The 26,289-nt window shown below is 64.3% G+C and carries 27 protein-coding genes; 11 read left to right on the plus strand and 16 right to left on the minus strand.

What is annotated here, in order from left to right; genetic code table 11:
• The first annotated feature begins 151 nt into the window (after positions 1-151).
• Positions 152-373: a hypothetical protein gene (locus tag HMPREF2734_RS11755; protein ID WP_141750423.1), complete on the plus strand. Its 222-nt coding sequence runs from the start codon at positions 152-154 to the stop codon at positions 371-373.
• Between the two features lie 178 nt (positions 374-551).
• On the opposite strand, the gene dnaG is transcribed toward HMPREF2734_RS11755, so the two are convergent.
• A complete protein-coding gene (gene dnaG, locus HMPREF2734_RS04335; protein ID WP_070569543.1) occupies positions 552-2,552 on the minus strand; it encodes a DNA primase in 2,001 nt (666 codons plus the stop codon).
• A gap of 35 nt (positions 2,553-2,587) precedes the next feature.
• Here dnaG and HMPREF2734_RS04340 point away from each other — a divergent pair, with 35 nt between their 5' ends.
• The 6 genes from HMPREF2734_RS04340 to HMPREF2734_RS04370 all read left to right on the plus strand — a co-directional run bounded on the left by HMPREF2734_RS04340 (position 2,588) and on the right by HMPREF2734_RS04370 (position 7,926).
• On the plus strand, positions 2,588-3,004 hold the full coding sequence (locus HMPREF2734_RS04340) for a guanyl-specific ribonuclease (RefSeq protein WP_070569546.1): 417 nt from the start codon (positions 2,588-2,590) through the stop codon (positions 3,002-3,004).
• Positions 3,004-3,252 carry a hypothetical protein gene (locus HMPREF2734_RS04345; protein ID WP_070569548.1) on the plus strand — a complete coding sequence of 83 codons (249 nt, stop codon included), beginning with the start codon at positions 3,004-3,006 and terminating at the stop codon, positions 3,250-3,252. The genes HMPREF2734_RS04340 and HMPREF2734_RS04345 overlap by 1 nt, the downstream gene beginning before the upstream one ends.
• Before the next feature lie 84 nt (positions 3,253-3,336).
• Entirely contained in the window at positions 3,337-4,242 is a 906-nt protein-coding gene (locus HMPREF2734_RS04350; RefSeq protein ID WP_070569551.1) for a hypothetical protein, read from the plus strand.
• Positions 4,243-5,007: 765 nt separating this feature from the next.
• Positions 5,008-6,732 carry a carbon starvation CstA family protein gene (locus HMPREF2734_RS04360; protein ID WP_070569557.1) on the plus strand — a complete coding sequence of 575 codons (1,725 nt, stop codon included), beginning with the start codon at positions 5,008-5,010 and terminating at the stop codon, positions 6,730-6,732.
• Positions 6,716-6,973, plus strand: coding sequence for a cory-CC-star protein (locus HMPREF2734_RS04365; protein ID WP_070421363.1), 258 nt, complete (start codon positions 6,716-6,718; stop codon positions 6,971-6,973). The genes HMPREF2734_RS04360 and HMPREF2734_RS04365 overlap by 17 nt, the downstream gene beginning before the upstream one ends.
• Positions 6,964-7,926, plus strand: a complete 963-nt coding sequence (locus HMPREF2734_RS04370; RefSeq protein ID WP_070569560.1) for an ArsA family ATPase — start codon at positions 6,964-6,966, stop codon at positions 7,924-7,926. Before HMPREF2734_RS04365 ends, HMPREF2734_RS04370 begins: the two co-directional genes overlap by 10 nt.
• 244 nt (positions 7,927-8,170) lie before the next feature.
• Here HMPREF2734_RS04370 and HMPREF2734_RS04375 read toward each other — a convergent pair whose 3' ends face one another.
• The gene (locus tag HMPREF2734_RS04375) at positions 8,171-9,508 is read right to left on the minus strand and encodes a deoxyguanosinetriphosphate triphosphohydrolase (RefSeq protein ID WP_070569564.1); all 1,338 of its coding nucleotides are present in this window, start codon (positions 9,506-9,508) and stop codon (positions 8,171-8,173) included.
• Positions 9,509-9,527: 19 nt separating this feature from the next.
• On the opposite strand from HMPREF2734_RS04375, the gene HMPREF2734_RS04380 reads away from it, so the two are divergent.
• Entirely contained in the window at positions 9,528-11,525 is a 1,998-nt protein-coding gene (locus tag HMPREF2734_RS04380) for a TPM domain-containing protein (protein ID WP_070569567.1), read from the plus strand.
• A gap of 83 nt (positions 11,526-11,608) precedes the next feature.
• Here the strand turns inward: HMPREF2734_RS04380 and HMPREF2734_RS04385 are convergent, their stop codons facing one another.
• Genes HMPREF2734_RS04385 through HMPREF2734_RS04395 form a run of 3 tightly spaced genes read right to left on the minus strand, consistent with a single transcriptional unit; the run spans position 11,609 to position 13,934 of the window.
• Entirely contained in the window at positions 11,609-12,049 is a 441-nt protein-coding gene (locus HMPREF2734_RS04385) for a hypothetical protein (protein WP_070569568.1), read from the minus strand.
• Positions 12,046-12,552: a hypothetical protein gene (locus tag HMPREF2734_RS04390; RefSeq protein WP_070569571.1), complete on the minus strand. Its 507-nt coding sequence runs from the start codon at positions 12,550-12,552 to the stop codon at positions 12,046-12,048. The genes HMPREF2734_RS04385 and HMPREF2734_RS04390 overlap by 4 nt, the downstream gene beginning before the upstream one ends.
• Positions 12,552-13,934, minus strand: a complete 1,383-nt coding sequence (locus HMPREF2734_RS04395; protein WP_070421399.1) for a glycine--tRNA ligase — start codon at positions 13,932-13,934, stop codon at positions 12,552-12,554. Before HMPREF2734_RS04395 ends, HMPREF2734_RS04390 begins: the two co-directional genes overlap by 1 nt.
• A gap of 164 nt (positions 13,935-14,098) precedes the next feature.
• Here HMPREF2734_RS04395 and HMPREF2734_RS04400 point away from each other — a divergent pair, with 164 nt between their 5' ends.
• Entirely contained in the window at positions 14,099-14,452 is a 354-nt protein-coding gene (locus tag HMPREF2734_RS04400; protein ID WP_070453541.1) for an ArsR/SmtB family transcription factor, read from the plus strand.
• A 74-nt stretch (positions 14,453-14,526) separates the two neighbouring features.
• Positions 14,527-14,955 (plus strand): Fur family transcriptional regulator, encoded by a 429-nt coding sequence (locus HMPREF2734_RS04405; RefSeq protein WP_070569574.1) that lies wholly within the window; start codon positions 14,527-14,529, stop codon positions 14,953-14,955.
• Here the strand turns inward: HMPREF2734_RS04405 and HMPREF2734_RS04410 are convergent.
• The 3 genes from HMPREF2734_RS04410 to era are packed head-to-tail and all read right to left on the minus strand — an operon-like array spanning position 14,952 to position 17,355.
• Positions 14,952-15,677 carry an isoprenyl transferase gene (locus HMPREF2734_RS04410; protein WP_070569577.1) on the minus strand — a complete coding sequence of 242 codons (726 nt, stop codon included), beginning with the start codon at positions 15,675-15,677 and terminating at the stop codon, positions 14,952-14,954. The two genes, HMPREF2734_RS04405 and HMPREF2734_RS04410, sit on opposite strands and share 4 nt — an antisense overlap.
• A 9-nt stretch (positions 15,678-15,686) precedes the next feature.
• Positions 15,687-16,403 (minus strand): DNA repair protein RecO, encoded by a 717-nt coding sequence (gene recO, locus HMPREF2734_RS04415; protein ID WP_070569580.1) that lies wholly within the window; start codon positions 16,401-16,403, stop codon positions 15,687-15,689.
• Positions 16,393-17,355: a GTPase Era gene (gene era / locus HMPREF2734_RS04420; protein ID WP_210384730.1), complete on the minus strand. Its 963-nt coding sequence runs from the start codon at positions 17,353-17,355 to the stop codon at positions 16,393-16,395. The genes recO and era overlap by 11 nt, the downstream gene beginning before the upstream one ends.
• Before the next feature lie 107 nt (positions 17,356-17,462).
• Between era and HMPREF2734_RS04425 the strand changes: the two genes are divergently transcribed.
• On the plus strand, positions 17,463-18,500 hold the full coding sequence (locus HMPREF2734_RS04425; RefSeq protein WP_070569586.1) for an HNH endonuclease signature motif containing protein: 1,038 nt from the start codon (positions 17,463-17,465) through the stop codon (positions 18,498-18,500).
• Positions 18,501-18,572: 72 nt separating this feature from the next.
• Here HMPREF2734_RS04425 and pdxY read toward each other — a convergent pair whose 3' ends face one another.
• The 8 genes from pdxY to hrcA are packed head-to-tail and all read right to left on the minus strand — an operon-like array spanning position 18,573 to position 26,288.
• Positions 18,573-19,424, minus strand: coding sequence for a pyridoxal kinase PdxY (gene pdxY / locus HMPREF2734_RS04430; RefSeq protein WP_070453559.1), 852 nt, complete (start codon positions 19,422-19,424; stop codon positions 18,573-18,575).
• Positions 19,425-19,433: 9 nt separating this feature from the next.
• Complete coding sequence (locus tag HMPREF2734_RS04435; RefSeq protein ID WP_070569588.1) at positions 19,434-20,498, minus strand: 2,3-butanediol dehydrogenase; 1,065 nt, start codon at positions 20,496-20,498, stop codon at positions 19,434-19,436.
• Positions 20,499-20,528: 30 nt separating this feature from the next.
• The gene (locus HMPREF2734_RS04440) at positions 20,529-21,842 is read right to left on the minus strand and encodes a hemolysin family protein (RefSeq protein ID WP_070569591.1); all 1,314 of its coding nucleotides are present in this window, start codon (positions 21,840-21,842) and stop codon (positions 20,529-20,531) included.
• Positions 21,839-22,405, minus strand: coding sequence for an rRNA maturation RNase YbeY (gene ybeY, locus HMPREF2734_RS04445; protein ID WP_070453569.1), 567 nt, complete (start codon positions 22,403-22,405; stop codon positions 21,839-21,841). The genes HMPREF2734_RS04440 and ybeY overlap by 4 nt, the downstream gene beginning before the upstream one ends.
• Complete coding sequence (locus HMPREF2734_RS04450) at positions 22,402-23,424, minus strand: PhoH family protein (RefSeq protein ID WP_070569594.1); 1,023 nt, start codon at positions 23,422-23,424, stop codon at positions 22,402-22,404. The genes ybeY and HMPREF2734_RS04450 overlap by 4 nt, the downstream gene beginning before the upstream one ends.
• A gap of 11 nt (positions 23,425-23,435) precedes the next feature.
• Entirely contained in the window at positions 23,436-24,131 is a 696-nt protein-coding gene (locus HMPREF2734_RS04455) for a 16S rRNA (uracil(1498)-N(3))-methyltransferase (protein ID WP_070569596.1), read from the minus strand.
• The gene (dnaJ, locus tag HMPREF2734_RS04460) at positions 24,128-25,261 is read right to left on the minus strand and encodes a molecular chaperone DnaJ (RefSeq protein WP_070569600.1); all 1,134 of its coding nucleotides are present in this window, start codon (positions 25,259-25,261) and stop codon (positions 24,128-24,130) included. The genes HMPREF2734_RS04455 and dnaJ overlap by 4 nt, the downstream gene beginning before the upstream one ends.
• A gap of 10 nt (positions 25,262-25,271) precedes the next feature.
• Positions 25,272-26,288 (minus strand): heat-inducible transcriptional repressor HrcA, encoded by a 1,017-nt coding sequence (gene hrcA / locus HMPREF2734_RS04465; RefSeq protein WP_070569671.1) that lies wholly within the window; start codon positions 26,286-26,288, stop codon positions 25,272-25,274.
• Position 26,289 lies beyond the last annotated feature (1 nt).

Raw genomic sequence — 26,289 nt, forward strand, 5'->3', positions numbered from 1 at the left:
GGGTTTACCCGTCCACAAAATTTGACACAGCCCAGCGTTTAATGCGACTCGGTGAGTTCGGGTTTGCTCCTAAGCTCACTTTTTGGCGTATTGATTGAGTTACGATGAGCGTTGATCGGGCAGGGACTCAAAACAGATTGGTGCAGCAACGATGAACCGTTTCACAGCGACCGCTGAGCACTCATCCGGCTGGTGGGTGGGGCAACTTGAAGAAGACGCTGGCGTCATAGTCCAGGCTCGATCTGTAGAGCAACTTAGAAATGAGTTCCGAGAAGCACTCCGACTCTTCCCCGAGCTCACCGCACACCCCGCCACTGCACACATTGAGATTACAGTCGTTGGTGAAGCAGGCGGTGCTGGATCGACCTCCTAGTGGCGCTTCGGGGCGATGCAAAATGTTGCAGGGCCGGGAGCTGCGACCTGCGCGGAGTGTAAAAACCTGCCGGCGAAGGTGCGGGGTTTTACACAAACGAAATAAGTAAAGCGGGGCGTCGGCGGCGGTGCGGGTCGGGGGACAGACCAGCGGCCGACGCAACCGGCAGGGGTGGGGCCTAACGCCCACGGAAGGCGCGGTCGTTGAGGTCCCTGCGGGCCTGCTCCAACGCAACCAAGTCGGAGAAGAGGGCGTTGTAGGCCTCTTCGTCGTCAGAGGGGCGCATGCGCTGCAGCTGCGCCTTGAGCTGAGCGATCTGCTCGCCGACGCGGGTCTCCTGCAGGCGGGAGAGGACGGAATCGGCGTATTCATCGAGGTCGTCGGCGTGAATGGGCTCGACGGCGAGTTCGGAAACAAAGTTGCGGCCGGAAAGGTCGCGCATCTCGCCGGCGACGGCAGCGATCCAGGAGGCGCCACCGTCGGGGGCAGAGTCGGTGGGCGCAGCGCCAGCGGGCCCTGCGACAGCAGCGGCACCAGCGGGCCCTGCGGCAGCAGCGGTACCAGCACCGGCACCCGCGCGGGCGCAGCCGCCGGCGGCGGTGATGGCCTCACGGACCTGCTGGTAGGCGTCGTTGGTGAAGGCGTCCGGGTTGATGCCGTCGAAGTAATTGCCGGCCTTCGACGGGTGCTGCAGAGCGATCTTCAAGGCTTCGCGCTGGGGCCACAGCATCGGGTCGTCGGGGCGCGGCGGAATGAGCAACTCCGCCTGGCGGCCGGAGGAGTCAGGACCTGCGGCGGCCTGCCGGGCGGCAAGGGAGACGCGCTGGCGCTTCTCCTTCTTCGGCTTCTTCGCCTCGGCGCGGACCTGTTCCAGCACTTCGTCGGGGTTGGGCCAGCCCACCCAGCCGGCGAGGCGGCGGGCGTATTCCTGTTGGAGAACTTTGTCGTCGATGGAGGCGACGACGGGGACGGTGCGTCGTAAAGCTTGGACGCGTCCTTCGGCGGAGTCGAGGGAGAAGTTCTTCAGCAGGGACTCGATGACAAACTCGTAGACGGGGATGCGGGAGGCGACGAGGTCTCGAAGCGCGCTGTCACCCTTCTCCAGACGCAGGTCGCAAGGGTCCATGCCGTCCGGGGCGACGGCGACAAACGACTGGCCGCCGAACTCCGTATCGGTGTTGTAGGCGCGCATCGCAGCCTTCTGGCCGGCCTCGTCGCCGTCGAAGGTGTAGATCAGTTCGCCGCGGAAGAAATTATCGTCGAGCATCAGGCGGCGGATCAGGCTCATGTGCTCGGAGCCGAACGCGGTACCGCAGGTGGCCACCGCGGTGGTCACGCCGGCGGCATGCATGGCCATCACATCGGTGTAGCCCTCCACCACCACCGTCTGGTGCTGCGTGGCGATGTTGCGCTTCGCCTTATCGATGCCGAAGAGCACCTTCGACTTGTGATACAGCATCGTGTCGGAGGTGTTCATGTACTTGCCCATGGGGTCGTCGTCGAAAAGTTTGCGCGCGCCGAAACCGATCGTGTTCGACGCGGCATCCTTGATCGGCCAAATCAGACGACGTCGAAACTTATCAATTGGCCCGCGCTTGCCCTGCGAGGAAATACCGGCGTCGATGAGTTCCTGGACCTCAAAACCCTTGCGCAGCAGGTGCTTTGTCAGCGTGTCCCAACCGTCGGGGGCGTAACCGCACTCGAAATCCATGATCAACTCGCGCGAAAAACCACGGTTGAGCAGGAAATCGCGGGCGACCTTTGCCTCAGGTGTCTCCAACTGCTCGCGGTAAAACTCGTGCGCCGCCTTATTCGCTGCCAGCAGCCGCTGGCGCGTGCCCGGCTTCACATCACGCGCACCCGTAGAACCGCCCTGGTAATTAATGCGGTACCCAATCTGGTCCGCAACCGCCTCCACGGCCTCAGGGAAGGTCAACTGCTCCATCTCCATCAGGAACGAGAACACATCCCCGCCCTTGCCCGTAGAGAAGCAGTGATAATACCCGTGAGCAGGGCGAACGTGGAAACTCGGGGTCTTCTCGTCCTTGAACGGGCTCAGGCCCTTCAGCGAATCGTGCCCGGCAGGTTTCAACTGCACATACTCGCCCACAATCTCGTCGAGCGGTGCGCGCTGACGGATAGCCTCAATGTCACTATCCGGAATTCTGCCCCTTGCCATGGCGCTCATCGTAGCGTGTGCAACGATATGGGCCTATGAAGCGCCCGATTGTCCTGCTGACCTGCCTCGCGTTGAGCAGTTGCGTATCGACGACCCCCTCACCCACCCCGGCACCAACCAGCGCCGTGTCGTCGAGCGCGACCTCCAGCGCGACCGCCTCGGGGCTGCCGGCGTGCGGCTCACTTCCCGACGAAGCTTGGGACACCGTCGAGCTCATCAAAGCTGGCGGACCTTTCCCCTACCCCGCCAACGACGACAAACGCTTCGGCAATTACGAACGCGTCCTCCCCCAGGAGTCCCGCAACTATTACCGCGAGTACACCGTGGACACGCCGGGGCTGCGCCACCGCGGGGCGAGGCGCATCGTCACCGGTGGCGACGCTTCCGGCGTCGAGGCCTGGTACTACACCGACGACCACTACGAATCCTTCTGCGAAATGGAAGTCAACTGATGAATCCGATCTTTCTCGCCACCCCGGTCCACACGCTTGAGGACCTCGCCCGCGGCATCCTCACCGCCGCCTACGGCCCCAAAGACGCCGCCGACCGTCCCGTGCCCACAAACCTCGACGCGCTCGCCGACCTCCTGCGGGAAACCCAAGTGAAACGGGTGGTGGTGGCTTCCTGGAGGGTGGAGGGGTCGTCGACAAGCAAAATGCGCGCAGTGTTTGAGGATGAAGGGGTCGAATTGGCAGCTTAGGGGCAAACCCGAACTCGGAAATGTCCACTATATTGTGCACGCGAGGGGTTCCCAACGCAGCCGCCAGGCGCGATACTGGCTTGCATGGGGTATGCAGAAATGGCTCACCTTCGGGGGTTGAGAGAAGATTTTGACGAGCAAGCCAACGCGCCCAGCGCGAACCCGCGCTACGTAACGCGGACTACCACCGTCGAGGAAGAATGGTGGCAATCGCTCCCGCTGCGCGATCAAATGCTGGTCCGCGGTGCGGGAGTCTCGCGCGACAGCCGCAAAGCAATCCTTCTTGGCCGTTGGGCCGCAGTACAACACGGCATGTGGATCGGGCCACTCACAGACTGGACCGTCGACGTCGCACTACCATCCGGAAAACCGCCCGCCAAAAGCAAATGGCCCATCCGGACACGATTCCGCTCAGTGCCCGTGCGTGACGACGAAACCATCACCGCCCAAAACATCCGCTACACCGACCGACTCCGCACCTACATCGACCTATTCCGCTTCGGCACCATCACCGACCAACTCACAGCAACCGATTGGATTCTGGGGCACTACTCACGCCGCAAAGTGCACGATTACATCGACGGGTTCGAAAGCTGTCGGCCTGAGATTCTCAAACGGGCGCACAATATCGTCGCCACCGTGACGCCTCTTCCCGAGTACAGGTATAGCCTCGCCCGCGCCGTCCTCTCCTCACACCGGATTGACTGTTACCCGGTGTTCCTAAAACCATGGGTCACATCCGGGCCTCTGATTGTCGACTGCGGCGGGATGCGCAACATCGCCATCATCATCGACGACGCCACCGGCTTCGATTCCGACTTCGGTTTCCCCGAAGACACACGCGCCTCCTGGACTTCGCACCACAACTTCCCGACAGTGCGCTGGGACTTCTCAGATCTGTTCTTCAGACCGGACCTTTTCATGAGGGAAGTAGGCCGGGCGCGTAATGCCGTCATATATAAGCACTCGCTGCCAAAGTGGGAGTGGTGAGGCGGTCGCCGGCTGTGTGAGCGCGTTGTGTGGGCGGTGTGTGAGCGCTGTTTGAGCGCGGTGAGGCGACCGCCCTGAGGGGTGAAAGGTGTCCGATTGGCAGCTTAGGGGCAAACCCGAACTCGGATGCGCGGCACGACCACAGTGGACCGCAGTGGAACGCAGTGAAGGCCGGTAGGAATCGCCGTCGGTGCGAGTTCGGGTTTGCCCTTAAGCTCAGTTTTCGCACATGTGCACCCCGGCGTGGGATGTGGCCGGGCGTGGGCGCTCCGGGGTGGAGGGGTCGTCGACAAGCAAAATGCGCGCAGTGTTTGAGGATGAAGGGGTCACGCTGGTCGCGTAACCACGCACGCGTCATCTGACGGGTCGAGCCACTCCAACTCTTTGCAATCAACCCCCTCGGCTATAGCAGTCGCAGTTTCCTTCCATGCTGTGAACTCGGCTGCCAGCAGGCTGGGGTCTTCCGAAGTAATCGCTTCTCGAAGGTCACGCGCGCACGCCTCTCGGTCGTCCGGGGAAAGCGAGACCATCCACGGAAACGCTCGAGTCATTCGTTCCACGCGATCAAACAAATGCCTTCGCCTTTCGATACAGCTAGAAAAGTTCTACTACGCAAACTTATGCGGTCATCGCGCGGAAGTCGAGGGGTATCAGACATCCCGTTCACATAAAACAGCGCATAAAAACACCCCAAATGGAAACTTAAGAGTGTGCTGTGTGTCATAATTCGCAAACTGTGAACCACGACACGAATGGAGGACGCCCATGAGCTCGCTCATCCTTGTGCTCGTCGGCCTCGCGATGATGGCCGCCGGCTACCTGCTGTACTCGAAGTTCCTGGGCAAAAAGGTGTATCAACTCTCGGACGCCTACTCCACGCCCGCCCACACCATGGAAGACGGCGTGGACTACGTGCCCACCAACAAATACGTCCTGTGGGGCCACCACTTCACCTCCGTGGCAGGCGCGGCGCCGATCATCGGCCCGGCCGTCGCGGTGATTTGGGGTTGGGTGCCGGCGTTCCTCTGGGTGACGCTCGGCACGGTGTTCTTTGCGGGGATGCACGACATGGGGGCGCTGTGGGCGTCGCAACGCCACCGCGGGCACTCCATTGGCACACTGTCCGGCCGCTACATCGGCGCGCGCGGACGCAACCTGTTCCTCATCGTGATCTTCCTGCTGCTGCTCATGGTCAACACAGCGTTCGCGGTGGTGATCTCCAACCTACTGATCTCCACCCCAACCGCCGTCATCCCGGCCTGGGGCGCGATCCTGGTGGCCCTGCTGATCGGCCAGGCGATCTACCGCTTCAACTGGAACTTGCCGCTAGTGTCCTTCGTCGGCGTGGCGGCGCTCTACGGCCTGATGATCCTCGGCGACCGCATGCCACTCGCCCTGCCCGAAGTCATGCTGGGTATTCCGGATCGCGGCTGGTGGATCATCTTCCTGTTCCTCTACGCCTTCATCGCCTCGCTGCTGCCGGTGTGGGTGCTGCTGCAGCCGCGTGACTACATCAACGGCCTGCAACTGTTCGTCGGCCTGATCATTCTGTACGGCTCGTTCTTCGTCGTCCGCCCGGAGGTCGTCGCCCCAACACTTCGCGACACCGTCCCCGACGGCACCCCCGGCATCTTCCCACTCTTGTTTGTCACCATCGCCTGCGGTGCGATCTCAGGCTTCCACGGCATTGTGTCCTCGGGTACGTCGTCGAAGCAGATCGATAAGGAAACCGACGTGCGCTTCGTCGGCTACTTCGGCGCCGTCGGCGAAGGCCTGCTCGCGCTGGGCACCATCGTTGCGACGACCGCCGGATTCAACACCATCACGGATTGGGAAAACGTTTACAACGAATGGAACGCCGGCGGCGTCAACGCCTTCATCCAAGGCGGCGGCGCGCTGATGAACGAAGGCCTGGGCATCCCGCAGTCCCTGTCCGCAACAATCTTGGCGACGATGGCCGTCCTCTTCGCCGCTACCACCATGGACTCCGGTATCCGCCTGCAGCGCTTCGTCGTCACGGAAATTGGCGACCTGATGGGCTTCAAACTCTCCGGCCTCATCGCCACCATCATCGCGGTCGGCTGCGCACTCGGCCTGACATTCTCCATGGGCATCGACGGTTCCGGCGGCATGCTCATCTGGCCACTGTTCGGCACCACCAACCAGCTCATGGCGGGCCTGACCCTGTCCATCGTGGCGATCATGCTGACCAAACTGCGCCGCCCTTCCTGGCCGGTGCTCGTCCCGCTGGTGTTCGTCACCATCATGTCCCTGTGGGCGGCGGTGCTGCAGGTGCGCACGTTCTACAGCTCCGGCAACTGGCTGCTACTCGTCCTCGATGTGATCATCATTTGCTGCGCGATCTGGGTCATCGTCGAAGCGTTCACGGCGATCGCGAAGGCACGCCGCGAGCCCGCAGTGATCTGGCGTGACGACGAAACCATGCCCGGCGAACACGCTGCCGCCGCAGCTGATGCTCGAGCGATTTAAAGCCTTCGCGGCCGGCTTGGACGAGTTCTACAAGGCGCCTTATCGTCGAGAATTTGCCCGCGCCGCCCGCGAAGAAGACGACCTGTTTACGCTGCTCGTCGCCTCCGAAACGCTCGGCATCCCCAACCCCGCCTCCTTTTACACCCTCGAGCTCATGCCTTTGCTTTACGACGAATTCCACGCCTGGCACACCCGCATGGGCATGTCCCACTCCCCCTTGGATGGCGTGCGATGCTGCTAGAAACCGCACCCGTGATGTTCTTCGGCGGCAAAGGCGGGGTTGGCAAAACAACCGTCTCCGCCGCCACCGCGGTACGCCTCGCCGAAGCCGGCCGGCGCGTACTGCTGGTGTCCACCGACCCGGCGCACAACCTCGGCCACATCTGGAACGTGTCGCTCTCCGACAGACCGACCGAACTCGAACCCGGGCTTTCCGTCGTCGAACTCGACCCCACCACCACCACCGAACGCCACCTCGCCGACGTTGAACAGTCCATGCGGGCAATGATGCCGGAACGCATGCACCCCGAAATCCGCCGCCACCTGGACCTGTCGCGCAACTCCCCCGGCATGCACGAGGCGGCGATGCTGGAACGCGTGGCGGAACTTGTGGACACGCAAGGCGTCGACCACATCATTTTCGACACCGCCCCCTCCGGCCACACCTCCCGCCTGCTCGCCCTGCCCGAGTTGATGGCGGCATACACCGGCGGGCTGATGCAGCGCCGCGAACAGTCCGACAAGTTCTCCCGCGCCCTGCGTGGCCTCGGCGGCGCGGACGAGGACCCGGTGCAGCGCCGCAACCAGCAGATCCGCACCACATTGTTGCGACGCCGCCGCAAGTTCGAGCGCCTGCGCGACATTCTCACCGACCCGGCCCGCTGCACGTTCACCATCGTGCTCACCGCCGAGCGGCTGCCGGTCCTCGAGAGCACCGAACTTTACGACGACCTCACCCAGCACCACATCCGCGTCTCCGGCCTCGTCGTCAATCGTCGCAGCCCCGCCGACACCGCTGGGGCTGGCGCTGGCTCGAGCGCTGGCGAGTTCTTGGCCGCCCGGCGCGCCGTGGAAGACGAAGCGCTTGCCCTTCTGGACGCGAAACTGCCCAACGTGCCGCGCGTGGAACTGCCGTGGCTGCCCGGGGAGATCGGCACCCGCGCCGCGCTCGCCGACATCGCCGCGCGCCTGTAGCCTCCCCGAGCCCCGCTCCGAGGAGTGGAAGGTGTCCGATTGGCAGCTTAGGGGCAAACCCGAACTCGCTTCGAAGCCCTTTTTCATCTGGCCAGCTGAGTTCGGGTTTGCTCCTAAGCTCACTTTTCGCCGTATTCCACCTCGGCGCGGTATAGGCTCACTCGCAATATCTGCGAGCGAGAGGAGCCCCAATGTGCCGTCCCGTCCACTGCACAACCTGCGGCAAGACGCAACGGCCGCGGGCCTAGTAGAAGCCCTCGAAGGCACTGGCTTTCTTCGTGGTGCGCTCGAGGCGGGACTCGGTCATGGAGGCGATCTGGTCGATGATCACGCGCTCGCGCTCGGCGTCGGTGTCGGCCGCTTCGAACCAGGCACGGAACATCGTGTCCAGGGTGCCCGGGGCGCCGGCGCGCAAGTACTCGTGGACGCGGTAGATGCGGTCGCGCTGGCGGTCCTGGCGCGCAAGATGGGCGGGCACGTCCATGACGTAGAGCACCGCGACGGTTTTCAGCAGGCGGACTTCGGCCTCGACGTCTGGCGGGACGATGAGGCGGCCGTGCTGGCGGCCCATCACGCCCGAGGCACCCGCAGCGCTCGCAGCGCCCGGGGCTGCAGCAGCGCCCGAGGCGCCCGCAGTGCCAGCGCCCGCAATGCCAGCGCCCGCAGCGTTCCCCTCGAGGGTCGCCTTGGTCACGCCGCCGATGTAGCGCCCCACCAACTGCGACGTCAGCCCCTTCAGACCGACCCAGGAGGACAGGGTGTAGTCGAAGTCGGCGGCGGCTGCGATGGCGGGAAGGGCGCGGAGGCGGTCGGCGGCGTCGACGAGTGAGTCGGCGTCGCCACCAAAGGCGGCGGCGCCCTTCTCAGCGAGGGCGGCGAGTTCGACGAAGTCCCACAGCACCTGCAGGGAGACGCGCCCGGAGACGATGCCGTCTTCGACGTCGTGGACGGAGTAGGCGATGTCGTCGGAAAAGTCCATCACCTGCGCCTCCATCGGCGGCATGTCGTCGGTGTGGCCTTCGCGCGCCCACGCAAGCACCGCTGCATCCTCGTCGTATGCGGAGTACTTCCGGTTCAGGGTGCCGTCTGGGTTGGTGCGGGTCACGGGGTATTTCACGGCGGCATCGAGGGAGGCGCGGGTGAGGTTGAGGCCGTACGAGTGGTCGTCGATAAGCACTTTGGGCTCAAGGCGCGACAGGATGCGCAGAGTTTGCGCATTGCCCTCGAAGCCGTCGGGCGCGACCTCGTTGAGCGCGACCTCGCCGTTGTGGCCGTACGGCGGGTGGCCAATGTCGTGGGTGAGCCCGGCCATCTCGCAAAGATCGGGGTTCAGGCCGAGGCCTTCGCCGATGCCGCGCGAAATCTGGGCGACCTCCAACGAGTGCGTCAGGCGCGTGCGCGGGGTGTCACCGTCGCGCGGGCCAACAACCTGGGTCTTGTCCGCTAATCGACGAAGCGCCGCCGAATGCAGCACACGGGCCCGGTCACGCGCGAACGCCCCGCGTGAATCCGGCGCAAGCTGCGCCCCCTTCGGCCCCTCAGCGGTGCGGCGTTTCGTATCGTCGGCGTTATAGGCGTACACGAAGCGCTACCCTAGTCGCATGACTAGCCGTTACCTTCGCGTCCTCGCCGTCGGCGGCATGCTGTTTCTCGCAGCGCCCGCCTCAGGTTTTGCCGAAACGCCCGCGCTTGCGCAAGGCGTAGCCACGGAAACTAGCGTCCAGCCAGGGCTTTTGACCAAGCCTGTGACCGACGACGCCGGCGTGCTCACCGATAGCGAGCGCGCCGAGATTGAGCAGGCGATTCAGCAGGTCAGCCAGTCCCAGGGCAAGTCGGTGCGGGTGGTGTTCCTGCGTACCTTTGGCGACATCACCCCGTCCGACTGGGTCGACCAGGCCGTCGCCGCGAACGGTTCCAACACCGCCGTGCTGGTGATTTCCCCCGACGAGCGCGCCTACAACGTCGGCGGTGGCGAAGAGTGGACCCAGGCCGAGATCGACCAGATGAACGACGCCGCCTACGCCCAGTTAAGCCAACACAATTGGTCGCAGGCGGCGCTGAATGCGGTTGAGTCGGTGAGTGGGTCGTCGTCAAGCGATGGCGCTGGCGCAGGCTGGGTCGCAGGCGGCCTCGGAGTTGCGGCGCTCGCCGGCGGCGGCATGTACGCGGCGGCGCGCAAGGGCTCACGCAAGCAGCAGGCGAAGCAGATCGCGTCTGCGAAGGCGCTCGACCCGGCGGATACTGACTCGCTCGGCCGCCTGCCCACCGCCACGCTGGAGGAGGTCGCGCGCGACGCGCTCGTCTCCGCCGACGAGTCGATTACCCAGGGCAAGGAGGAGCTGAAACTGGCCACCTCCGAATTCGGCGCCGAGCGCGTCCGCCCGTTCACCTCCGCCATGAACGACGCCACCCGCACCCTGCAGCGCGCGTTTTCCACGCACCAGAAACTTTACGACGCCATCCCCGAAACCGAACCCGAAAAACGCGCCATGCTCGTCGACATCATCTCCTCGTCAGGAAAGGCTGAACAGGCACTTCGCGACAAAACCGCTGAGTTCAACGACATGCGCGGCGTGCTCATGCGCGCCCCCGACGAGGTGGACAAGATCCTCGCCCGCACCGTGGACATCCGCGCGCGCCTCGAGCCGGCCCGCGCCACCCTTGCGCAACTGCGGGAGACGCACGCGCCGGAGATGTTGTCGTCGATAGTGGACAACGTCGATGTTGCGCAGGCCTCCCTCGATGAAGCCGAGAAGGCACTTAACGACGCCCGCAGCCTCGCCGCCCAGCCCGCCGGCCGCCAAGGCGCACTGCTGGACACGCTTGCCGCCGCGTCGCACGCCGTGGAGGTCTCCGACACGAACCTCAACGCGATCGAACACGCCGAAGAGAACATCCGGGCGGCGAAAACCAATTTGCCAGCGCTTATCGACGAAATCCGCGCCGAACTCCGCGACATCGACACAGTCAAGGGTGCCCGTGAGCAGGGCGCGCGTATCGACGTCGCCGCCCTCGACGCCGTCTCCGCCAAAGCCCAGCGCATGCTCGACGCGATGGGCAACCGCGCCGACACCGACCCGCTTGCCCTCTACGAGGAACTGGCGAACATGGACGCCGAAATCGACGACGCCCTCGACCGTGCCCGCGGCGTCGCCGGCGACCAAGCCCGCGCCCTGCAACTGCTCGACCAGCAGATGCAGGTCTGTACCGCACAGATCCAGCGCGCCGAAGACCTGATCCGCTCCCGCGGCCGCATCATCGGCTCCGACGCCCGCACCCTGCTCGCCGAGGCGAAGCGCCAGCACGCCCAAGCGATCCAGCTGCGGGTGCGTGACACACGTGCAGCTATCGACGCCGCCCGCACCGCCACCGACACCGCCCGCCGCGCCGAGCAGGCCGCTAACGACGACATCCGTCGCTACCAAGCGGCCCGCAACCGCGAAACCGCCGACTCCCTGGCCAGGGCGGTGCTGTGGGGCACGCTGCTCTCCGGTGGTGGAGGCGGCGGAGGTAGCTTCGGGGGAGGCGGCGGCTTTGGCGGTGGCGGAGGCGGAGGCTTTTCCGGCGGTCGCCCCTCCAACCGCGGCGGCACCTTCTAGGCCGCGCGGGGCCGCACAGCCAGGCTGACGCAGCGGTGGTGCTGGCCCGCGCTGGGCAGCCGCGCTGCCGGGCCGCCGCGGCGCTAAATGCGGGTGCGGCGCGCGGGCGTGTCCACGAAAGTGAGCGCCCACGTCATGAACACAAGATCCTCCATGGGCAGGTCGGCCTCGGCTGCAGCGTCAACATCGGCCTTGATGTCGACGTGGAGGTCGCCCGAGGCCTTCCCGCGGGACACGGCGACGAGGGTTCCGGCGGCGTCGCGGATCTCGCGGTGCAGGCCGGTGCGGTTCAGGGTGTAGCGGCGCCCGTCGCAATCCGCGGTGTAGCGCGCCACCGTAAACCCGGCCTTACGCAGCACGAACTCCCCGCCCGTATCCGCATCGACGGCCTTAAACCGGCGCGCGCTCCCGGCGGTGATGCGCAGCACCGCGCTCGGGTGTGCCCCACCGACGGTGATGGTGTCGGCGGTGGCGGTGGCGCGGGTGCGGGAGTCGTCGAGAAGCGTGGCGCCCTGCCAAATCACAGCAACGCCACCACAACGATGAACAGCGACAAGAACACCAAAGTGCTGATCAGCGCGGTCGAATTGACCATCTTGCGGGCCTCAAGCACCTCGCGGGTCAACCACGCAAGGCCGGCAACCTGGGTGGGCGGCAGGTCGGTCTCGCCCTCGAACTCGAGGATCGCCTTGCGCACACCGTTATGGTCCTGGGTGAACTGGGCAACCTTCTCGCCGCTCGCATCCTCGACCACCCAGTTCTTGGAGGTCTCGGGGATAAAGGCGTAGGCGTGGCCCTCGATGACCAGGTCGATGCGCTTCGCGCGCTTCAAACTGTTCGACGTGCGCACGATCTCCTCGCCGCGGCGCGTCGCTACCGCACCCGATTCGGGGTGCGACACCAACTGCCACTCCTCGCCGCCCACAACGGCGTGGTCGTGCGAGAACACGCCCAACACCTCAGGGCCGTCCTCGGCGAGCAACTTCGGCGCGTCGCGGTCCGTGCGATCCCAGCTGACGTAGTGCATTAGCAGCCGATCAGGCGGGCGGCCAGGTAGGCCTCCAGCTCGTCGAGAGGCACGCGCTCCTGCTCCATCGTGTCGCGCTCGCGAACGGTCACAGCGTTGTCCTCAAGGGTGTCAAAGTCGTAGGTGACGCAGAACGGGGTGCCGGTCTCGTCCTGGCGACGGTAACGACGACCAATCGCACCCGAGGTGTCAAAGTCCACGTTCCAGTACTGGCGCAGCTTGGTGGCCAGCTCCTCGGCGGGGCCGGCGAGTTCCGGCTTCTTCGACAGTGGCAGCACGGCAACCTTCACCGGCGCGAGGCGACGGTCCAGGCGCAGCACGACGCGGGTGTCGGTGCCGCCCTTGGCGTTGGGTGCTTCTTCTTCATCGTAGGCGTCGATAAGAAATGCCATCATGGCGCGGCCCAGGCCAGCGGCCGGCTCGATGCAGTACGGGATCCAACGCTCCTCGTTCTGCTGGTCGTAGTACGACAGGTCCTCGCCGGACGCCTCGGAGTGGGTCTTCAGATCGTAATCCGTACGGTTGGCCACCCCCTCGAGTTCGCCCCACTTGGAGCCGGTGAAGCCGAATGCGTACTCGATGTCCACGGTGCGCTTGGAGTAGTGCGACAGCTTCTCCTGCGGGTGCTCGTACAGGCGCAGGTTCTCCGGGTTGATGCCCAGGTCGACGTACCAGTTGAAGCGGTTTTCAATCCAGTACTCGTGCCAGGTTTCGTCCTCGCCGGGTTTGACGAAGAATTCCATCTCCATTTGCTCGAACTCGCGGGTGCGGAAGATGAAGTTGCCCGGGGTGATTTCGTTGCGGAAGGACTTGCCGATGTTGGCGATGCCGAACGGCGGCTTGAGGCGCGCGGACGTCATCACGTTTTTGAAGTTAACGAAGATGCCCTGCGCAGTCTCCGGGCGCAGGTAGTGCAGGCCTTCCTTGTCGTCGACGGGGCCGAGGTAGGTCTTCATCAAACCGGAGAATTCCTTCGGCTCGGTCCAGTTGCCAGGCTGGCCGGTCTCCGGGTCGTTGATGTCGGCGAGCCCGTTTGCTGGCGGGTGGCCGTGCTTCTCCTCGTAGGCTTCGATCAGGTGGTCGGCGCGGTAGCGCTTGTTGGTGTAGAGCGACTCAACGAGCGGGTCGGTGAACACCTCGACGTGACCGGAGGCTTCCCACACGCGGGTGGGCAGGATGATAGAGGTGTCGACGCCGACGGTGTCGGGGCGGGAGGTCACCATGTGCTTCCACCACTGGCGCTTGAGATTTTCTTTCAGCTCGACGCCGAGTGGGCCGTAGTCCCACGCGGAGCGTGTTCCGCCGTAAATCTCACCTGCGGGATACACCAAACCACGGCGTTTGCAGAGGTTGACGACGGTTTCGATCTTGGATGCGGGCATCACAATCTCCTGCGTGTAATACGGTTGCCAAAATACGTCGATCAGTCTAGCCGTTTCACTTTGCGACGACACAGACGACCCTTTGGACATAAGTCCCACCTTTACGCCTGCTTCGAGTAAACTGTGTGACAACTGTGTAGGACTGTCGTCGAAAGGGGCCGCCCATGCGTGACGACCTTCGCTTTTCGCCGGAGGAGTTAGACCACACTGCCGCACTGATCCGAGTGCTGGATTCGGAGATGCGTCTTCGGATTTTGCTGCTGCTGCACGATTCACAGCGCGCGGTCCATGAGTTGGTGGGAATTTTGGGGAAGTCGCAGCCGCTGGTGTCGCAACATTTGCGTGTGCTTCGCGACGAAGGCCTAGTCGCCGCCAAACGCTGCGGCCGCGAAGTCGCCTACGAACTTGCCAACCCCACCGTGATCCGGATTATCCACGCGCTCGTAGACCATGCCTGCGAGTTCTACGCGCCGGCCGCTGACACAACCCGGCGCACGTCGGTGCCGGGCCAGGACTAGCCCGAATCAGCACTAGGCAAGATCCGGCTAGGCCTCGTCCCAGTCGAGCGCCATCACGGCTAAGCTGGCCCGGTATGAACCGCCATCACAGCACGCGTCCCGTCCCGAAGCTTGGCCCGAGGATGACTAAGCAGCGCGCGGCGGTCGTCGATACGCTGCGTGGCTTAGACAAATTCGCCTCCGCACAAGCCATCCACGAGATCCTCACCGAACAAGGCGAGTCCGTAGGACTGACCACCGTCTACCGCACGCTGCAATCACTCGCGGACGTCGACGCGGTGGACGTGCTTTACTCCCCCGAAGGCGAAACGCTCTACCGCGACTGTCTCGCCGACCACCACCACCATCACCTCCTGTGCTCCAAATGCGGGCGCAGCGAGGAAATCGAAGGCGGCCCGGTAGAAAGATGGGCCGAGGTGATGGCGAAGCACTACGGCTACGAACTCGTCGGCCACGACGCCGAAATCTACGGCGTGTGCCGCGACTGCCAGGCCAAACGCTAGCTATCGAACTTATCTACCGCGCCGCCAAAGCGCCGGTCACGCTTCGCGTACTCCAGCACCGCGTCCCACAGGTCCTGCTTAGTAAAGTCCGGGAACAGCACGTCCTGGTACACCATCTCCGCGTAGGCCGACTGCCACAGCAGGAAGTTTGAGGTGCGCTGCTCCCCCGACGGGCGCAAAAACAGGTCCACGTCAGGCATGTCGGCGCGGTACAGGTAGCGTTGGATGGTTTTTTCGTCGACGTGGCGCACGTTGTCGTCGATAAGCGCCTGCACTGCGTCGGTGAGCTCGGCGCGACCGCCGTAATTCACGCACATCGCAAGGGTGAGCCCCGTGTTGTGCTTCGTGAGCTCCTCAGCGACCTCAAGCTCCTCAATCACGCTGCCCCACAGTTTCGGGCGACGCCCGCACCACACCACGCGCACGTTCTTCTCATGCAACTCGTCGCGCTGACGGCGCAGCACATCGCGGGTGAAGTTCATCAAAAAATGCACCTCGGAAGGGCTGCGCTTCCAATTCTCCGTAGAAAACGCGTACGCGGACAGCCACTCCACCCCACCAAGTTCGATGCAGGCGTCGACGGCATCCATGAGCTTCTCCTCGCCCACCTTGTGCCCCTCCGTGCGCTTCAAGCCCCGCTGCTGCGCCCAACGGCCGTTGCCGTCCATCACCAGTGCGATGTGTTTCGGGATGAACTTCTTGTCAATCTTCGGTGCGCCCATGGGCGTTAATTATGCCTGCTCCATGATCTTCAGACTCTTCAGCCCGGCCTCAAGGTTGTGCTGCACGTGCGCCACGGTCGCGCGGTGAATCTGCGCAACGCGTATCGACGACACCCCGTACCCACCCCGCAACAACCACATATCGTGCAGCGTCTCCGGATCCACGTCCATAGATCCGGTGGGGCGGCAGTTGTTGCACACCGCCCCGCCGACGGTGGCGTTGAACGCCCTGTGCGGGCCCGGGGCCTGGCAGTTCGCGCAGTTGAACAGGCTTAAACCCCAGCCGGCGTGCTCGGTGGCCTTAAGCATAAACGCGTCGAGCACCAGCGTCGGGTGCTGGTCGGTCTGCAGGTTGGTCAGCGCCTCCTGCACAAGCGCGAACAGTTCCGGATCCCCCTGGTCGTAGGAAAGCTTCTCGGCAACCTCCATGACGGCGCAGGCGGCGGCGTAGCGGTCGAAGTCGTCAATGATGCGGGCGCCGTAGTAGGTGACGGTGTCGGCGCCGGTGATCGTCGATAAGCCTTTGCCCGGATACACCTGCACATCCACATCCACGAACGGCTGCAGGCGCGAGCCGAAGCGGCTTTTCACCTTGCGCACGCCCTTCGCCACCCCGCGCACCAGGCCGTGGTTGCGGGTCAGCAGGACGATCACGCGATCCGCCTCACCGAAATCGTAGGTGCGAACCACAAAGGCGCGATCGCGCCAGGACGGCCTAGAAGCCAAGCCGGCCCAACGCCTTCGGATCCTGCTGCCAGTTCTTCAGGATTTTCACGCGCACATCCAAGTAGATGTTCTGGCCAACCAGGTCGATGATCTGCTTGCGCGCACGGTGCACAATGCCGCTTAAGCGCCGCCCGTCCGGGCCTTCGATGATGCGCTTTTGGCCCGGGCGCTCCAGATACAGCACCGCGTAGATCATGGTGCGCTTCGGGTTGTTCGGATCCGGGTGCATTTCGTCGATTTGTACGGCGACGGAGTGCGGGAGCTCGTCGCGAAGACCGCGCAGTGCCTCCTCGCGGATCAATTCGGCGATACGCGTCTCCACATCCTCGTCGGTGGTGTGGTCCTCCGGGTAGAAACGCGGGCCTTCCGGCAGGTGGTCGATGAGAATGTCCAGCAGCGTGTCCGTCTGCACACCTGCGGTTGCGGAGACCGGCACAACCTCACAGTCAGGCCCGAGCAGGTCGTGCAGCTCGAGCAGGCGCTCGCCGACAGTGTCCTTACCGGTCTTGTCCAGTTTGGTCACGATGCCCACGATCGGCGTGTTCGGCTTCGTTTTGCGGATCTCGTCGAGGATGAAGCGATCACCGGGTCCGATCTTCTCGTCCGCCGGCACGGTAAAGCCGATCACGTCGACGTCCGCGAAGGTGTCCTTCACCACGTCGTTGAGCCGCTCGCCCAGCAGCGTGCGCGGGCGGTGAATCCCCGGCGTGTCCACCACAATGACCTGCGCACCGTCACGGTTGATCACGCCGCGGATCGGGTGGCGCGTGGTTTCCGGCTGATCGGCCATAATCGCGATCTTCTCCCCCACCAGCGCGTTGGTCAGCGTGGACTTGCCGGTGTTCGGCCGCCCGACGAAGCTGACAAAGCCCGACTTGAACCCTTCCGGCGTGTTTGTGAAACCGCCGTTCGCGATCGCGTCTTCTGGCAGGTTGTCCGGGAAATCAATCATGGTGCGCATCCTACCGTTGTGGATAACTTTTCCCGAGGCGTGGGAGTTATCCACAGATTTTTTGCGGGGTCTTGTGGGGGTTGCGGTGGGTTTCTAGCGTCTGGTGCATGGATTTTATTGAGTTTTGTTCCGCGGGCGTGGGGATGCTCGCCGGGTTCTCGCGGGAGGCCGCAGTTGCAGCTGGCTTATCGACGACACGAGCGCGCGACCTCGCCCGCGTCTTCGATACGTACTATGGCCCGACCAAGTTCACGCGCAAGCAGGCTGATGCGCTGGCGTTGGCGGAGGGGTTGCCGATCGACCAGTTGGTGCTCATCGAGAAGAAGTTGGTTGTGGTGGCGTCGGCGGCTGAGCGGTGGCGCATCCGGTTGGATCTGGTGCGGCATCGTGGTTCGTTTCGCTCGCTGTCGAAGCGCATCAGCAGGCTTATCGACGTCCCCGTGACCGCCCCCAAACCCTCCTGCCGGTTCACGCGCTCGCGTGAGGGCATGCGTACCATGACGCTGACGTACAACGAGCGCGATCTGGCCGACTTGGAGCACACGCTGCGTTCCATGATCGATGAGGATCGGCCGGCTGCGGAGCAGATGGCCGGCTCACTGTTCCGCCTGTTGCGCGAGGGCGACGGGGTGCCGCGTGCCGTTTTGCGGCCGATGATCCTGGTGCCGATCCAGGCCTACACCCGCATCATGGACGGCTGTGGCGACGACGTCGAACTTGTGCTTACCGACGGCACCACGATGACCGGCGCCGAGTTTCTCACCCGTGAGTTCGGCGACGTGCTCGAGGTGGCTGCCTTCCACCCGCAGGCCGGCGCGGTAAACCTGTACCGGACGCAGCGGCTGGCGAATGGGAAGCAGCGGACGATGTCGAAGTTGATGTCGCCAAGGTGTGCCTTTCCCGACTGCCGACATTCCGCTGAAACCACCCAAACCCACCACATGCACGCCTGGAAACACGGCGGGATGACCAACATGAACAACCTGGCGCAACTGTGCGCCTACCACAACGGGGTCAACGACGACGACCGGTGGCGGGCGATCCGTGGGCACATCGATAACCCAAACGGGCGCATCTGCTGGATCGCCCCCAACGGGACCGAGGTACCCACCGTCACGGGGGCGATGGAGCTGCTGTTCGACTAATCGATTCACCCGGCCCCGAAAACGCGAAAAACCCGCCCGGGTGAGCGGGTGACGCGGTGTGCCTGAAACCGGTTAGAGGGCTTCGACCTCGAACTGGAGTTGCGGGTTGGCGTAAAACTCCTGGGCCTCGACCAACTGGAGCTCGTTCGCGTCGGCCTCGAAGGTCACGCGCAGCATGTCGTAGACCGAGGAGGCGGTCTTTGCCAACGCGTCCTTTGCGTCGTGGCTGCGCACGTAGTGGCCGGTAAACAGCGCTGCAGTAACATCGCCGGAGCCGTTGCGCTTAAACGGCAGGCGCGGGGTGCGCACGATCCACTTGCCGTTGTCGTCCACGGCGATCATCTCGATCGCATCCTCGGGCGTTTCGGGGCGCTCCACCGAAGTCACCAGCACGGTCGACGGGCCCATCTCGCGCGCGGCGTCCACGGCGGCGAGGGTGGAGTCGAGGTCGGTGACGTCGCGCTCGGTGAGGTAGCCCAACTCGAACTGGTTCGGCGTAATGATGTCCGCCGCCGGCACGATCGTCGAGCGGAACAGCGGCGGGATCGTATCCGCCACGAAGCAGCCCGACTTCGCCGACCCCATCACCGGATCGCACGCATAGAGCGCATCCGGGTTTTCAGCCTTGATGTCGCGCACGGTGCTGACGATCACGTCGGCGATTTCCGGGGAGGCCTGGTAGCCGGTGAGGATGGCGTCGATAAGCGGGAACGCATTGCGGTCGCGGATGCCCTTGAGCACCGCCGCAACGTCGGCGGCCGGAATGATCGGCCCCTCCCACGCACCATAACCCGTGTGATTGGAGTAGTTCACCGTGTACACCGGCCACACCTCGTGGCCGATGCGCTGCAAAGGAAAGACCGCCGCCGAGTTGCCAACATGGCCAAACGCGACGGCGGACTGGATCGAGAGAATATTGCTCATACGAGCATTTTAGAGCTCCGGCGACACCAGAATCTTCACTGCGGTCTCGTTGCGGTTAATCAGGGTGTCGAAGCCCTCGTCAACAACACCGTCGAAACCGATCTTGCCGGTGATAAACGGCTTCAGATCAATCTTGCCGGACTCCACCAACTTGATGGTCTGCGGGTGATCGTGGGCGTAGCCGATGATGCCGCGGATGGTCAGTTCCTTCATCACGAGCGCGTGGATGTCCAGCTCGGCCTTCTTCGACCAGATGGACTCGACGACCAGGGTGCCCTTGAGCTTCAGGCAGTCGATCAGCTGGTCGAGCACAACGTTGACGGAGGTGCACTCGAATGCGACGTCGACGCCCTTGCCGTCGGTGATCTTTTCGATCTCTGCCTTGAGGTCGGTTGCGCTCGGGTCGATCGCGTAGTCTGCGACACCTGCGTCGAGCGCCTTCTGGCGACGCAGCTCGGAGAGCTCGGAGACGATAACCGTCAGGCCGTACGCCTTCGCTACAGCAGCGGTGAGGACACCGATCGGGCCGGCGCCACCAATGAGGGCGACGTCGCCTTCCTTCGCCTCAGACGCAACGAATGCGTGGTGGGCGACGGACAGCGGCTCGATGAGCGCAGCCTCGTCGAGCGGAACATCGTTGGAAATCGGGTGAACCCAGCGACGCTGCACAGCGATCTTCTCGGAGAGGCCGCCGCCACCACCGGCAAGGCCGATGAAGTTCACATCCGGGTGGAGGTTGTACGGGCCCGGCTCCTTCGGATCAACGTCGTCCGGCAGGACGTACGGTTCGACGACGACGTGCTGGCCGACCTCGAGGTCGTCGACACCCTCACCGAGGGCTGCGACAACACCGGAGAACTCGTGGCCGAGGGTGACCGGCGGCTCCTCACCAGTGATCGGGTGCGGATGGCCAGGCTTCGGGCAGAAGATCGGGCCTTCGAGGTACTCGTGCAGGTCAGTGCCGCAGATGCCGCACCAGGCGACGTCGATGAGCACCTCTCCCTTACCTGCAACCGGGGCGTCGATCTCCTCGACGCGGATGTCCTTCTGGCCGTAGTAGCGAACTGCTCGCATGGTGGAACTCCTTTCGGTTGGTTACAGGTGCTACGATACCCCGTTTTCGGGTTCCTCGCCGACCGCAACCAGCACGGTCCGGGTCTTGATGCGCCCGCGGCGGTCGCGGCCGCCTTCTGCGGTGTAGCGGATGCCGTCGCGCAGGATGGAGGCGCCGGGAAGGGGCACGCGGCCGAGTTCGTACGACAGCAGGCCAGCAACGGTGTCCACATTGTCGACGACCTCCTCCGAGTACTCCAGCGTGTAGTCCAAGTGGTCGGCGAGGTAGTGCACGAGGTCGTCGAGAGGCAGGCGTGCTTGGACGCGGAAGACTCGCTCGTTGAGTTCTTCGATGGGGGCTTCTTCATCCTCGTCGTATTCGTCGGTGATTTCGCCGACGATTTCTTCGAGGAGGTCTTCCATGGTGAGGAGGCCTGCGACGTTGCCGAATTCGTCGATAACCACCGCGATGTGGGTGTTCTGCTGCTGCATCGCGCGCAACAGCAGGTCGAGCGGCTTGGAGTCCGGGATGAACATCGGTTGGCGCATCAACTCGGTCAGTGGCGTGTTCGGGTCGACGGGCGCGCCGCGGTCGGTGAACATGTCTTTGAGGTAGGCGACACCGATGATTTCGTCGACGTTTTCGCCGATGACGGGCACGCGCGAGTGGCCGGAGCGCACCATGAGTGCGGTGGCTTGGCGGGCGAGTTTTTCGCCTTCGATCCACACCATTTCGGGTCGCGGAACCATGACTTGGCGTGCGGTGGTGGAGGCGAGGTCGAAGATGTTTTGGATCATGCGGCCTTCGGTGGTTTCCACCACGCCTTTTTCTTGTGCGACTTCGACCATTTCGCGCAGTTCGATTTCGGTGGCGTATGGCCCGTTGCGGAAGTCTTCGCCGGGGTGGAACAGGTTGCCGATCCAGATGAGCAGTTTCGCCACTGGTCCGAGCACGGTGTGAAAGATGTGCAGGCCTTGGGCGGCTTTGAGCGAGATGGTGTACGGGTTACGTTTGCCGGCGGTGCGTGCGAACACGCCGATGATGGAAAATTGCAGCAGCGTGACGACGATTACCGCCACCGCAATCGCCCACGCATCCGACGCGATGACGTCCATGGCCAGCATCGCCGCCGAGACTGCCGCCATAACGTCTAAGACGGTGCGCAGCAGCACGAGGGTGTTGATGTGATTCGCGCGATTTTCGACGACGCGCAGCAACGCATCTGCACCCGGCGTCTCATCCTTGACCATGCCTTCCACGCGGGCACGCGAGATGGGTGCCAGGGCGGATTCGACGGAGCCGAGCAGGCCGGAGAGCAGTAGCGCAACGACGGTGATCGTTGCGAAGGTGATGGTGAGTGTCACTCGGCGCCCTTCATCAGCTTGTCTAGCTCGTCGCGGTCGGCCGCGGACGGGAAGGCGTGCGGGCCGGTCGGCTTCGGCTGGTATGCCACCCCGCGGCGGGCCAGGTCGTCGTACCAGTCGGCGAGGATCTCGTTTTGCAGCGCGAACATTTCCCGTTCGTCTTTCGGCTCGATGTGGTCGTAGCCGAGCAGGTGCAGCACGCCGTGGACGGTCAGCAGTGCCATTTCGTGGGCGAGGTCGTGGCCGGCCATCTCTGCCTGTTTGCGGTCGTAGGCCGGGCACAGGATGATGTCGCCGAGCATCGCAGGTCCCGGCATGTCGGCGTCGGGCCGTCCCCCACCCGGGGTGAGTTCGTCCATGGGGAAACTCATCACGTCGGTGGGGCCGTCGAGGTCCATCCAGCGGACGTGGAGGTCGGCCATGGTGGCTTCGTCGACAAGCGTGATGGTTGCTTCGGTGTCGGGGTGGACGTCCATGGTGCGTAGGGCGTAGGAGGCGACGTCGATAAGCATTTGCTCGTTGACTTCCGCCTCGCCGGACTCGTTTAAGACTTCAATGCTCACTGCGCTGCCTCCGCTTCGCGCTCTGCTTCAATCTTCTGCTGCCGCTTTTCGTAGCGCAGCGCGTTCTGGGCATCGTGGTGGTCGTAGGCGGCCACGATGCGGGAAATCAGGTGGTGGCGCACAACGTCGTCGGCGCGCATCTCCTGGAAGGAAATGTCGGGGATGTCGCTCAGGATGCGACGCGCCACGCGCAGGCCCGAGACGGTGCCGCGCGGCAGATCCACCTGAGAGGTGTCACCCGTGACCACCATCTTCGAACCAAACCCGAGGCGGGTCAGGAACATTTTCATCTGGGCGCCGGTGGTGTTCTGGGCCTCGTCAAGGATGACGAACGCGTCCGACAGGGTGCGCCCGCGCATGTAGGCCAGGGGCGCGACCTCGATGATGCCGGCTTCGATGAGTTTCGGGATGGCCTCTGGGTCCATCATGTCGCGCAGCGAGTCGTACAGCGGGCGCAGGTACGGGTCGATCTTGTCGGAAAGCGTACCGGGCAAAAAGCCGAGTTTCTCGCCGGCTTCCACGGCGGGGCGCGTCAGGATGATGCGTTTGACCTGCTTGTTCTGCAGCGCCTGCACCGCCTTCGCCACCGCAAGGTACGTCTTGCCGGAGCCGGCAGGCCCGATACCGAAGGTGATCGTGTTCTCGTCGATCGCATCCACATAGCGGCGCTGACCGGCAGTCTTCGGGCGGATAACCTTGCCGCGCCGCGCAATGATCTCCTCGCCGAGGATGTCCGCGACCGAGCCGGGGGCTTCCATCTCCATGAGTTTCACCGCCTCCACGACGGTGTCAGGGCGAAGCGACACGCCGCGTCGCGCCATGGACTCCAGCTCCTCTACCACGCGCAGCGCGTGCGCCACGTGGGCGGCCGTGCCGCGCACCGACAAGGTGGTGCCGCGGGCGTGGAAACTCACGTCCAGATAGCGGTCCAGCAGTTGGAGGTTGTTGTCGTTGATGCCGAGAACGGATTGTGCGTACGCCGAGTCGAGTTCGACCTTGCGCGTCACCATTTCTTCCATGTGCGTTTACCCTACCAGCGGTTTGTCAGCGCGCCGATCGCGCTGAGCGCCGCGAACGCTGCTGTTGCGGTGCGCAGGACTTCGGGGCCGAGTTTCACGGCGTTCGCGCCGAGCAGTTCGAGTTCGTCTTGCCCGATGCCACCTTCGGGGCCAACGATGAGCCAGATGTCCTCGCCGAAGTCCACCTCACGCAGCGGCACGGTCGCATCCTCGTGGAGCACCAATGCGCCAGCCGGCAGCATTTCCGACAACTGGTTTGTGGTCACCGGCTCGTGGATCTCGGGCACCCACGCGCGGCGCGCCTGCTTCGCGCTCGCCAGCGCTTGCGAGCGCCACTTTTCCACCTGTTTTGCCTGCTTGTTCGCCGGCCAGCGCGCAATCGTGCGGTGCGAAATCCACGGCACGATCGCGTCCGCCCCGCCTTGCACGGCGAGGTCGACGGCGAGTTCGGCGCGCTCGCTTTTCGGGATCGCCTGCACGACCGTCACGCGCGGCGTGGGTCGCTCCACGAATTCATGCTTATCGACGACCCCCTCCACCCTGGAGGCATCCATCCGCGTGACGGTGACTTCGGCGCGGTTGCCGGCGCCGTCGAAAAGCATGATGCGCTCACCCGGCTGGATGCGCTTAACGTGGGCGTGTTTGGCCTCGGGGCCTTCGATGATGCCGGAGGTGGGGTCGTCGCTAAGAAAATAGGGCAGGCTCATCGGCGGAAACGATCACGCATCCGGGAGAAGAAACCATCGCCGTGCTCGCCGCCCTCCGAGTGGACCTTAGGGTCCTCCGGGTGGCCAGCGCGCAGGTCCTCGAGTGCGGCGCGCTCCTCGTTGGACAGGGCGGTGGGCACAGTCACCTCGATGTGCGCGATCATGTCGCCGGCGCCCTCCTGGCGCAGGCGCGGCATGCCCTCGCCGGAAAGCACGACGCGGTCGTCCGGCTGGGTGCCGGCGGGCACCTCGATGCGGGTCTCATCGCCCGTGAGATTCTCCACGGTGAGCTCGGTGCCCAGCGCCGCGTCATACATGGGCACGGTCAGGCGCAGGTGCAGGTCATTGTTGTCGCGCACGAACACCGGGTGCGGCTCGACGTGCACCTCGACGTAGAGGTCACCGGCAGGGCCGCCGCCGTGGCCGACCTCGCCCTGGTCCGCCATGCGGATGCGCATGCCGTTATTAATGCCGGCCGGGATGTTGACCACCAGGTCGCGGGTGGCGCGCACGCGGCCGTCGCCAGCACACTGGGCGCACGGGTCGGTGATCACTTCGCCGAAACCGTGGCACTTGGGGCACTCGCGGGTGGTCATCACGTTGCCCAGGAATGACTGCTGCATCTCCTGGACCGCACCCTGGCCCTGGCACACGTCACAGGTGACCGGCTTAGCCCCTGACTTAGAGCCGGAGCCGTGGCACTTGTCGCACAGCACCGCGGTATCCACGGTGACGTCCTGCTTCACGCCCGTGAACGCCTCCGCGAGCGTGATCGAGGTGCGCAGCAGCGCGTCGTTGCCCGGCTGCACGCGCGAGCGCGGCTGGCGTGCACCACCGCCACCGCCGAAGAACGCCTCGAAGATGTCGCCGAGGCCACCGCCGCCAAAACCGGCGCCGCCCATGCCGCCGCCGGCCTCCATCGGGTCGCCGCCGCGGTCCACGATGGAACGCTTCTGCGGATCCAGCAGCACCTCTTGCGCTGCCGCGATCTCCGCGAACTTCTCGGCAGCTTCCTCGGACGGGTTCACGTCCGGGTGGTATTTGCGTGCGAGCTTGCGGTACGCCCGTTTAATTTCCTGCTCGGTGGCGTCCTTGTCCACGCCGAGGATGCCGTAGTAATCGCGAGCCATATCTTCCCTTCTATTCACCCCGCAGTGTGCGGCTGATGTAACGAGCCACGGTGGCAACCTTCTGCATGGTACCGGGGTAGTCCATGTGGGTTGGACCGACTACCCCGAGGCCGCCGAGTGCTGCATCGCCTGCCCCGTACGCTGTTGTAACAATTGAGGCGCTGGATAATTCCTCGTCTTCGTTTTCGCGGCCGATGCGCACGGAGACACGTTCGAGTTCTTGGGCGCCGGCGAGCAGTTTCAGTACGACAACTTGCTGCTCGAGGGCGTCGATGACGTCCTGGAGGCCGCCGGAGGGCACGAGCAGGTTTGAGGAGCCTGCGATGATGAGGCGGTCGGGGGCGGCGTCGACAAGTGTGGTGATGAGCACTTCGGCGGCGCGCGTGGTGGGTTCGGTCAGGTGCGGCGGGGCGCTGACCGCCACGCCGGCGAGGGAGGCGGACGCGTCGCGCATGTTCTTGCCCACAAGCGCGTCGTTGAGGAGGTCGCGCAGGATGCGCACGCCGTCTTCGCCAATTGGCGCGGCGAGATCGACGTTGCGTTGGTCGACGCGCCCAGCGTCGGTGATGAGCACGAGCAGCAGGCGCGTCGGGGTGAGTTCGACAACCTCGCAGTGCTTCACTCGCGAGGCCGAAAGGTTCGGCAACTGCACCACGGCGGCTTGGTGGGTCAACTGCGACAGCAGTTGCACGGAGCGGCGTAGCACGTCTTCGAGGTCCACCCCGTCTTCGAGGAAGTCCAAAATCGCGTGGCGCTCGGCGGCGGACAGTGGTTTGACGTCGTGGAGCGCATCCACGAACTTGCGGTAGCCGGCCTCGGTGGGGATGCGCCCGGACGAGGCGTGCGTCTGCGAGATGTAGCCCTGCTGCTCAAGCACCGCCATGTCGTTGCGGATCGTCGCCGACGACACCCCCATGTTGTGCCGCTCCACCAGTGCTTTGGAGCCGACGGGTTCTTGGCTGGCGATGTAGTCCGCCACGATCGCCCGCAGCACCTTTTGGCGCCGCTCGTCTGCTGCGCTCATGATC

Origin of the sequence: Corynebacterium sp. HMSC055D05 (genome assembly GCF_001810365.1) — a bacterium.
Classification (GTDB): domain Bacteria; phylum Actinomycetota; class Actinomycetes; order Mycobacteriales; family Mycobacteriaceae; genus Corynebacterium; species Corynebacterium coyleae.